Here is an 8,047-nt window from a genome sequence, read left to right on the forward strand (position 1 = left end):
TGTAGAGAATAACTTCCTGAGTTCAAAACAGATCCCGGACTGGCTCCAAAAATACGAAGAAGCCTCGACGGACGAAGCACGAACCCAGTTAGTTGAGGCGGCCAGTCAAGTGGATGCGGTCCAGCAGCAGAAAGCGCTGGAAACGAAGATCTCGAAAGTCTACCTAACGCAGCAGCAGGATGATCTGATTAGACTGGTGCAATCACCGAACTGCGATGCTCACTGCCGATCCTTAGCGCAATACAGCATTGAGCAGCTTTCGCCGATAATTGATAACTACGATGTGCTGCAACGTAGCAATAATATCCCCCGCGCGGCAATAGCGACCATCACACTGGCATTGCCCGTGCTTAGTAAAAGTGCCACACCTTACGTCGCTAAATGGGTCGGCGGAGCCACGGCAGCTAGCCGAGTGATCGGCATGGGAACCAGCGGTGGCGCAAATGCGCTGATGCAAGGGTATAAAATCTATCAAGATCCCGAAGAAGATTTTAGTTATGCCAGTTTTGGAACATCCATATTAACCGGCGGTGTGACGCCGGGGATGAAATATGGGGGCACTGTATCGGTTAATACGGCTGGGGCGGGATTGTCAAGCTGGGTAGATGGTAAAGATCCCCTAGCACCAATGGCTGGGGCCGCTGCGGGTTCGTCGTTCGGTTATTATGGCGGCGGGGTTGTATTGAAAAATGCAGATAAACAGCTTAATCCTTGGTCAAACGGCTTTAAAGAGCGGTTTAGTTTGAAGCATCCAACAATAGCGGCACCTGCTACAGTCAACCCATGGCCAGGTATTTGGGGCAGCGTTACTGGCTCGGTCGGTAATGAAATTGCAGGTGATTTAGCACAGGAAGAAATTAAGGATCGTATTAAATGATTCGCTCGATAATTTCTGTATTCGCTTTAGGTTCTTTTTTTATATTTATATTTCATATGGGTTTCACCCTATGCATGAAGGCCTATTTAGCTATTGCTAATCACTCATCAATTAATTACACGATTAGCAATTTTAAAGAGGCTGTTTTTATCGGGGTCACTGTAGGAGGAGGTACCGCACTGTTGAATTGGTTATGGATACGAAAAAATTATAAAAAAAGATAAAATCAAGATGTTTTTTAACGCCTAATATCTAAGAGTTATTTATCCCGGCCCTTGAGCCGGGATTGTACCTTAACCGCCGGTCACTTATCCGCCACCGCATGGATAATCAATACTCCCGGCTCCACCGTCACCTGCACCGGTTGATCGGTAGCAAACCCCGCCTCGATCAACCAGTTGCCCTTGAGGTGCAAACTGGGGCTACGGCTGTAGTAGGTCAGCATTTTGGTCGCCCGTGTCTGGTGCCTGATGCTGATATAACCCACTTTTAACCGGCGCTGTGTTTTGGAAATACCTGTTTCTGACGTAGAATCGTGCTTAGCCATAGTAACTACCTCTTTAGTTGCTTGTGGTGAGCGGTTGTTGCGGGTTGCCCCCCGCCTCAGCCGCGTTCAGTGATCTGTTTAGCCTGATACTTTAAGATCATTGCGTCCAATAACGCCCGGATAATCCGGCGTTCTTCCTCCGGCATCCCGCTAACAGCCTCAAACTGTAAGGCTAAATCATCAGACGGGCCGCGTTCATGTTCATCAAACACCAATCCATCCAACGACACATGCAACACTTTTGCCAGTCGGATGAGGGCGTCTAAGGTGGGTTGCGCAGACCCTGCCTCGTAGCGGCGTATCTGGTTGACATGAATAGCCGCGCCATCGGCCAGGGCCTGTTGTGTCAGGTCAGCCGCTTTACGCAGTTGTATCAATCGAGCGGGAAAATGCATCGGTAAGAACCATAAAGTGGATGTCACCATACTGTAACCTCCCTCGCTGATAGTGGTTGACACGTACACAGTATAAGGTATTTAATAAAAACCTCAAAAGGGTATTGACAGGTTTTTAAGGAATCGAGATATGACTCGCATCCCCAAGCACCAACTGGATGAAGTGAAGAGGACCGTATCGCTGTTGGCGCTGGCCCAATCCCAGGGCCATAAGTTCAAAAAACGCGGCACCGACAGCTACGCCTGCTTATGCCCGTTCCATACTGAAAAAACCCCGTCCATGGTGATCACCCCAGCGAAAAACCTCTACCACTGCTTCGGCTGCGGGGCGGCGGGATCGGTTATCGACTGGCAAATGAACACCAACCAGCAGGGGCTACCGGCGGCAATGGCCTTCCTGCGTGGACAGCTTACGGGTGAAGGTGCGCCATCAACCTCTTCTTTAACCGTCCGCCCTGGTGTCGAGGCGTCTGCGCCGGTCCGCGCCACACTGGCCGATCTGGATGATGACGGCCAGGCGCTGCTTAATCAGGTGATCGACTTTTATCATCGTCAGTTGCTGGACTCATCAGAAGCAAAAGCGTGGTTGGTACAGCGTGGCCTGACCCATCCGGAGCTGATCACCCACTTCCGCTTGGGCTATGCGGGCAGCCATGGTGTCTCGGGAGAAAGCGGCCTGCTGCCCTCGCCGGACAGCAAACAAGGCAAACTGCTGCGCGCCAGGTTAGCCGGGTTAGGGGTGCTGCGCGCGACCACCAAACAAGATCACTTCCGTGGCTGCGTGGTGGTGCCGGTGGTGGGGTGGGAGCAGAGCGCGAATGTGGCGCAGCGTGGGCGGGTGTTGCAGCTGTACGGTCGGCGCACCCAGGCGGACTATAAGATCCTCAAAGGCTCACCCAAACACTTATACCTGCCCTCACCGCTGGGCGGGGTGTGGAACGAAGCGGCATTAGCTGCCTCATCGGAGATCATCCTGTGCGAAGCGCTGATCGACGCCATGACCTTCTGGTGCGCGGGGTATCGCCAGGTGATCGCTGCCTATGGCGCCAACGGTTTTACCGCCGATCATCTGGCGGCGCTGCGTTATCACGGGGTCAACCGGGTGCTGATCGCCTTCGATCGCGACGAGGCCGGGGATCGGGGCGCGGCCTCGGTGGCGGCGCAGTTACTGGCCGCAGGCATCGACGCCTGGCGGGTGCGCTTCCTTCCCGGTCAGGATGCGAATGCGTATGCGCTGAACAGTGGCAACCCGGAAAACGCCCTCGGGCTGGCGTTGCAACAGGCACAGTGGATGGGGGATGGTGCCGGGCCGAACGTGGTGTTCGCCCATGAAAGCGCGACGACCCCGGCGGCAACAGGTGGTGCGCCAACCACCGACCGGTTGGCGGCTGACCCGGTGAAACCGGTGTCTGCTCAGCCGGCACCGCAGGCTTCGCGGCCCACTAGCGTGTCTTCTTTAGCCGTCCCGGCGGGCGCACCGGCGTCTTCGGCATCGGAGGTGAGTGCCGGTGAACTGAGCGCCAACGGTGAACTGCTGATGCGCTGCGGCCCTCGGGTGTGGCGGGTGCGCGGTTGGCAGAAAAATAGCGTGGCCGAGGTGATGAAAGTCAACGTGCAGGTGCGCGACGACACCACCGGTGCCTTCCACGTCGATAGCCTGGATATGTACCACGCCAAACAGCGTCAGGGGTATATCAACCTGGCGGCGGTGGAGCTGGGCGGTGAAACCTCGGTTATCAAACGTGAATGTGGTCGGCTGCTGCTGATGCTGGAACAAAAACAGGACGAGATACGCCTGGCGGCGGGGCAGGTGGCGAGCGGCGCGGTGACACTCTCGGCCGAGGATGAACGCGCGGCGCTGGCGCTACTGACCTCGCCTGACTTGGCGTCGCGTATCACCACTGACCTGGCGGCCTGCGGGGTGGTGGGCGAACACACCAATCTGCTGACCGGCTATCTGGCGGCGGTGAGCCGCAAGCTGGCCAACCCGCTGGCGGTGTTGATCCAGTCTTCCAGCGCCGCCGGTAAAAGCAGCCTGATGGACGCGGTGCTGAGCCTGATGCCGCCGGAAGAACGGGTACAATACTCGGCGATGACCGGGCAAAGCCTGTACTACCTGGGCGAAAACAGCCTGCAACATAAGATCCTGGCGATAGCGGAAGAAGAGGGCGTCAGGCAAGCGGCCTATGCACTGAAACTGTTGCAATCGGACGGTGAACTGAACATCGCCAGCACCGGCAAAAACGAGCAAAGCGGTGAACTGGTGACGCGTGAATATAGGGTCAAAGGCCCGGTGATGCTGATGTTGACCACCACCGCCATCGATGTGGACGAAGAGCTGCTCAACCGCTGCCTGGTGCTGACGGTGAACGAGTCCAGAGAACAAACCCAGGCCATCCAGGCGTTGCAGCGCCATAAACAGACACTGGCCGGACTGCTAGGGGAAAGCGAAAAGGCCTATCTCACCACCCAACACCAAAACGCCCAGCGCTTACTGCGCCCGTTAAAAGTGGTCAATCCGTATGCCGACCGACTGACGTTCTTAAGTGATAAAACCCGCACCCGACGCGACCATATGAAATACCTGACGTTGATCCAGGCGATAACGCTGCTGCACCAGTACCAGCGGGAGATAACACGGGTTAATCACCGCGGGCAGGTTATCGAATACATCGAAGTGACGGCGGCGGATATCGCGCTGGCTAACCGGCTGGCGCACGAGGTGCTGGGTCGCACGCTCGATGAGATGCCGCCGCAAACGCGCCGGTTACTGGTGGGGTTACAAGGCTGGGTGGGTGAACAGGCGCAACGCCAGGCGTTGAAAGCGGAAGAGCTGCGCTTCACCCGGCGCGAGGTCCGGGCGGCGCTGGGGTGGGGCGACACCCAGTTAAAGATCCATCTCGCCCGGCTGCTGGAAATGGAATACCTGCTGCTGTTCCGGCGCGGTCTGACTTACGAATACAGCCTGTTGTGGGACGGCGACGAGCGTGACGGCCCCCATCTGTGTGGGCTGCTCGACGTAGCCGGGTTACCTGAAATGTCGGCATCGACGGCAGGCAATGTGAACCGGTCGGGGTCTGATGCTGAGCGGTCGGTAGCTGGTCGGGGTGCGGTCGGTGGCCGGTCGGCGGGTAAAGATAAGCCGTCAGACCACGCCACGCCGGGCTTGGTGACACAACCGGTCGGGGTAGCGGCAAACACAGTAATAAAAGAAAAAAACAATGACGGCATGTGCAGCGCTGCCCCCAAGGGTGAGGCGGCAGTGACGGACAACGGTGAAAAGTATCAGAACGGACAGTTAAAAACGGCAGGCAATGTGAACCGGTCGGGGTCGGGTGGTAAGCGGTCGGCGTCCGGTCGGGGTGTGGTCGGTGGTCGGTCGGCGGGTAAAGATAAGCCGTCAGACCACGCCACGCCAGGCTTGGTGATACAACCGGTCGGGATAACGCCAAACACAGTAATAAAAGAAAAAACAAACGCCGCGACTGCTGCCTCACTGCCAACCGGCGCACACCGGGAGGTGACGCATGGCTAACCGTAAACCGCGCCCCGGCGCGTTGTTAAGCGTGGATGAGGTGTACCGTCAACCGGTCGGCCCGGCTAACGATCCGAAAAGCCTGTACGCTCTGCTGCTGCGCTTCGTGGCCTGGCGGCGTGAGCGCAACGGGTCAGAAACCACGCTGAAAACCCAGACCCATCACCAGTATCACTTTATCCTGTGGGCCAACGAGCGCGGGCTGCATCATGGCCGGGAGGTCACCCGGCCGATCCTGGAGCGTTACCAGCGCCACCTGTACCAGTACCGCAAAAGCAACGGTGAGCCGTTAAGCTCACGAACCCAACGCAGCCAGTTGCAGCCGTTGGTGGTGTGGTTCCGCTGGATGACCCGTCAAGGACTGTTGCTGGCCAATCCTGCCGCCGACCTGGAGCTGCCGAAGCTGGAAAGGCACTTACCCCGGCATATCTTGAGCGTGGAGGACGTGGAGCAGGTGTTAAGCTTGCCCGACCTGAGCACGACACAGGGCATACGCGACCGCACGCTGATGGAACTGTTATGGTCAAGCGGCCTGCGGCGCAGTGAGGTGGCCCGTCTTGATCTGTATAGCGTGGATAGGCGACGCAAAACGGTGACCGTGCGCCAGGGCAAGGGCAAAAAAGACCGGGTGATCCCCATCGGTGAACGGGCGCTGCGCTGGGTACTGCGTTATCAGTACGAGGTGCGGCCTCAACTGTTGGTGAATGCGCAGGTGACGGCGCTGTTCGTGGCGCAGGACGGCATAGCCGGGCTGACCCCAAATGGTATCACCTATGCGGTGGGGTGCTACATCAAAGACTCAGGGATAGCGATACGGGGCAGTTGCCATCTGTTCCGCCATGCGATGGCGACGCAGATGCTGGAAAACGGCGCGGACGTGCGCTGGATCCAGGCCATGCTGGGCCACGCCAGCCTGGAGACCACGGCGCTGTATACGCAGGTGAGCATCAAGGCGTTGTCAGCGGTGCATGCCAGCACCCACCCGGCGGAGCAGACAGACCGCGAACGGCCTGATGACGACGATGACGACATCGGGCTGCTGGTCGACCTGATGGCGCAAGAGGAGCAGGATGTCCAAGCGCTAAATAAGACCGGCGTGTTACCGGACAGCCACAAAAGCTGACAATAGTGGTGCCAATGTGTACAATGACACCACGAATGACACCACGAATGACACCACAATGGCGGACCCAAATGAGCACGATCCACTTCCGAATAGATGAAGAGACGAAGCGTCTGGCGACCCAGGCGGCAGAAAGACAGAAAATGAGTCTAACAGAGCTGATGCGCCAACGTGCGGAAGAACTTGCTGAAGATGAGCGGGAGCACCAAAGCAATGCACATGAGTACTGGTTAGAGCAGCAAATAGAAGACGCGTTCGAACGTTATGAATCTGGTCAAGGCGAATACGTGAGTAATGAAGAAATGCGTGCTCGAATGGACAAACTTAAACTTCTTGCGATACAAGGAAAACTGTGACAGCAGTGGTGCAATGGGAAAAAGAAGCGCTGGCAGATAAAGAAGCTATCTATGTCTACCTTTGCCAAGAGGCGGGAGTTGAGGTTGCCGGTTCGGTAGATGAAAAGCTTGATGCCATGGCAACATTATTAGAAGGTACGCCATTGGCTGGGGTCCAAGCAGGGAAACTGCCCCGCCAGCGCAAACTTATTGCACCCCGCTTGCCGTTCATCATGGTGTACACCGTGAATGCCAATATAGTGCGTATTATGCGTGTGCTACATACAGCTCGAAATATCGTGAGTCGTTACCGTAGACATTAGCTCGCTCTCTGTCGGGTCGTTGGGGTAAGGTGACAGGCAACAGGCACGCCGTCCCTGGCGCACCTCTTGCCTTAGTCGGCAGCGGAGTGGGCGGGGGTCAATGGCCGCCCGTCCGGCGTTAAACACCGTCGCACCGATAGGTTAGGTTGCCGGTCGAGCGACCATTAAACATAATGCGGTGGGATTATACGCCGCTGCGCCGTAAGACACTGGCGTCAGGTTAGGCCAGCCAGAACGGCTGTCAGCGTATAATCCGCATTATGTCTTGCGCCCCCGCCGTTGGCATCGCAGTCCGGTGTGGGGCACAGGGCGACGCCGGTTCCCGGCTTGCCCTCTGCGCCGAACATCGGTTATCCCCTTAGCTACGCCGGTGCGGCCGCCCTCCCTGGCGGCATGGCGTTGGGCGCTTATCCTCAGCCAACATCAAGGTCAACGGCGGGTTGCTGTCGGCCTGACGGCCTCCGCTTAAGGCGTTAATGCCCGCCCGGCTGCATCTGCCCGTCGCGGCTCGCAGTCGCGGTGCTCCTTGCTCGTTGCCGCGCCGGTCAGCTTACGCCCCCGCCCCGGTATGGCGCGGCCATGCACATCCCTGGTTCCCTTAATCCTAAGTACCTCATAGCGCCGCAGGGCGTCGCTTGCGGGCTTCGCCAGCCCCCGCCCGGCAGACGGTTCAGCGGGCCACAGACAAGCTGCGGCCCGCCTCCCCGCCGAATAAGAAATGAACCCCTGGTATACTGCCCAGAGAGAAAAACGTTGATAGACTGTATGGGCGGTTGCTCTTTAACAGGCGAAAAAGGCGCGTCGGGGTCATCAAACCGAAAGGCTAAAACGCAGTGGGAGAACGGCAGATAACCTACTGACTGCAATAGGAAAAATGGTAGTGATGACCAAAGCATACGGTGGTGAAGTTGA

The 8,047-nt window shown here is 57.4% G+C and carries 8 protein-coding genes; 5 read left to right on the forward strand and 3 right to left on the reverse strand.

All coding sequences use genetic code 11. From position 1 onward, the window contains the following. The coding region (locus tag SJI19_RS24090; protein ID WP_323480776.1) for a hypothetical protein at positions 1-877 on the forward strand (877 nt) is incomplete at its 5' end. Between the two features lie 304 nt (positions 878-1,181). Here the strand turns inward: SJI19_RS24090 and SJI19_RS24095 are convergent. After that, positions 1,182-1,424 (reverse strand): SymE family type I addiction module toxin, encoded by a 243-nt coding sequence (locus SJI19_RS24095; RefSeq protein WP_323480777.1) that lies wholly within the window; start codon positions 1,422-1,424, stop codon positions 1,182-1,184. Between the two features lie 56 nt (positions 1,425-1,480). Continuing rightward, positions 1,481-1,819, reverse strand: coding sequence for a helix-turn-helix transcriptional regulator (locus SJI19_RS24100; RefSeq protein WP_323480783.1), 339 nt, complete (start codon positions 1,817-1,819; stop codon positions 1,481-1,483). A 130-nt stretch (positions 1,820-1,949) separates the two neighbouring features. Here SJI19_RS24100 and SJI19_RS24105 point away from each other — a divergent pair, with 130 nt between their 5' ends. The 4 genes from SJI19_RS24105 (at position 1,950) to SJI19_RS24120 (ending at position 7,135) form a co-directional block, all read left to right on the forward strand. After that, positions 1,950-5,354, forward strand: a complete 3,405-nt coding sequence (locus tag SJI19_RS24105; protein WP_323480778.1) for a CHC2 zinc finger domain-containing protein — start codon at positions 1,950-1,952, stop codon at positions 5,352-5,354. Then, complete coding sequence (gene xerC / locus SJI19_RS24110) at positions 5,347-6,477, forward strand: site-specific tyrosine recombinase XerC (protein ID WP_323480779.1); 1,131 nt, start codon at positions 5,347-5,349, stop codon at positions 6,475-6,477. The genes SJI19_RS24105 and xerC overlap by 8 nt, the downstream gene beginning before the upstream one ends. Before the next feature lie 71 nt (positions 6,478-6,548). Beyond that, the gene (locus SJI19_RS24115; RefSeq protein ID WP_323480780.1) at positions 6,549-6,833 is read left to right on the forward strand and encodes a damage-inducible protein J; all 285 of its coding nucleotides are present in this window, start codon (positions 6,549-6,551) and stop codon (positions 6,831-6,833) included. Continuing rightward, positions 6,830-7,135, forward strand: coding sequence for a type II toxin-antitoxin system RelE/ParE family toxin (locus SJI19_RS24120; protein WP_323480781.1), 306 nt, complete (start codon positions 6,830-6,832; stop codon positions 7,133-7,135). The genes SJI19_RS24115 and SJI19_RS24120 overlap by 4 nt, the downstream gene beginning before the upstream one ends. A gap of 215 nt (positions 7,136-7,350) precedes the next feature. On the opposite strand, the gene SJI19_RS24125 is transcribed toward SJI19_RS24120, so the two are convergent. Next, a complete protein-coding gene (locus tag SJI19_RS24125; RefSeq protein ID WP_323480782.1) occupies positions 7,351-7,482 on the reverse strand; it encodes a hypothetical protein in 132 nt (43 codons plus the stop codon). Positions 7,483-8,047 lie beyond the last annotated feature (565 nt).

Source organism: Acerihabitans sp. TG2 (genome assembly GCF_035013185.1).
GTDB lineage: Bacteria > Pseudomonadota > Gammaproteobacteria > Enterobacterales > Enterobacteriaceae > Acerihabitans.

Excerpts from the sequence above, each read along its gene's own strand:
- SJI19_RS24095 (WP_323480777.1), bottom strand. The coding sequence starts at position 1,424 with ATGGCTAAGCACGATTCTACGTCAGAAACAGGTATTTCCAAAACACAG.
- SJI19_RS24100 (WP_323480783.1), bottom strand. The coding sequence starts at position 1,819 with ATGCATTTTCCCGCTCGATTGATACAACTGCGTAAAGCGGCTGACCTG.
- SJI19_RS24105 (WP_323480778.1), top strand. The coding sequence starts at position 1,950 with ATGACTCGCATCCCCAAGCACCAACTGGATGAAGTGAAGAGGACCGTA.
- xerC (WP_323480779.1), top strand. The coding sequence starts at position 5,347 with ATGGCTAACCGTAAACCGCGCCCCGGCGCGTTGTTAAGCGTGGATGAG.
- SJI19_RS24115 (WP_323480780.1), top strand. The coding sequence starts at position 6,549 with ATGAGCACGATCCACTTCCGAATAGATGAAGAGACGAAGCGTCTGGCG.
- SJI19_RS24125 (WP_323480782.1), bottom strand. The coding sequence starts at position 7,482 with ATGTTCGGCGCAGAGGGCAAGCCGGGAACCGGCGTCGCCCTGTGCCCC.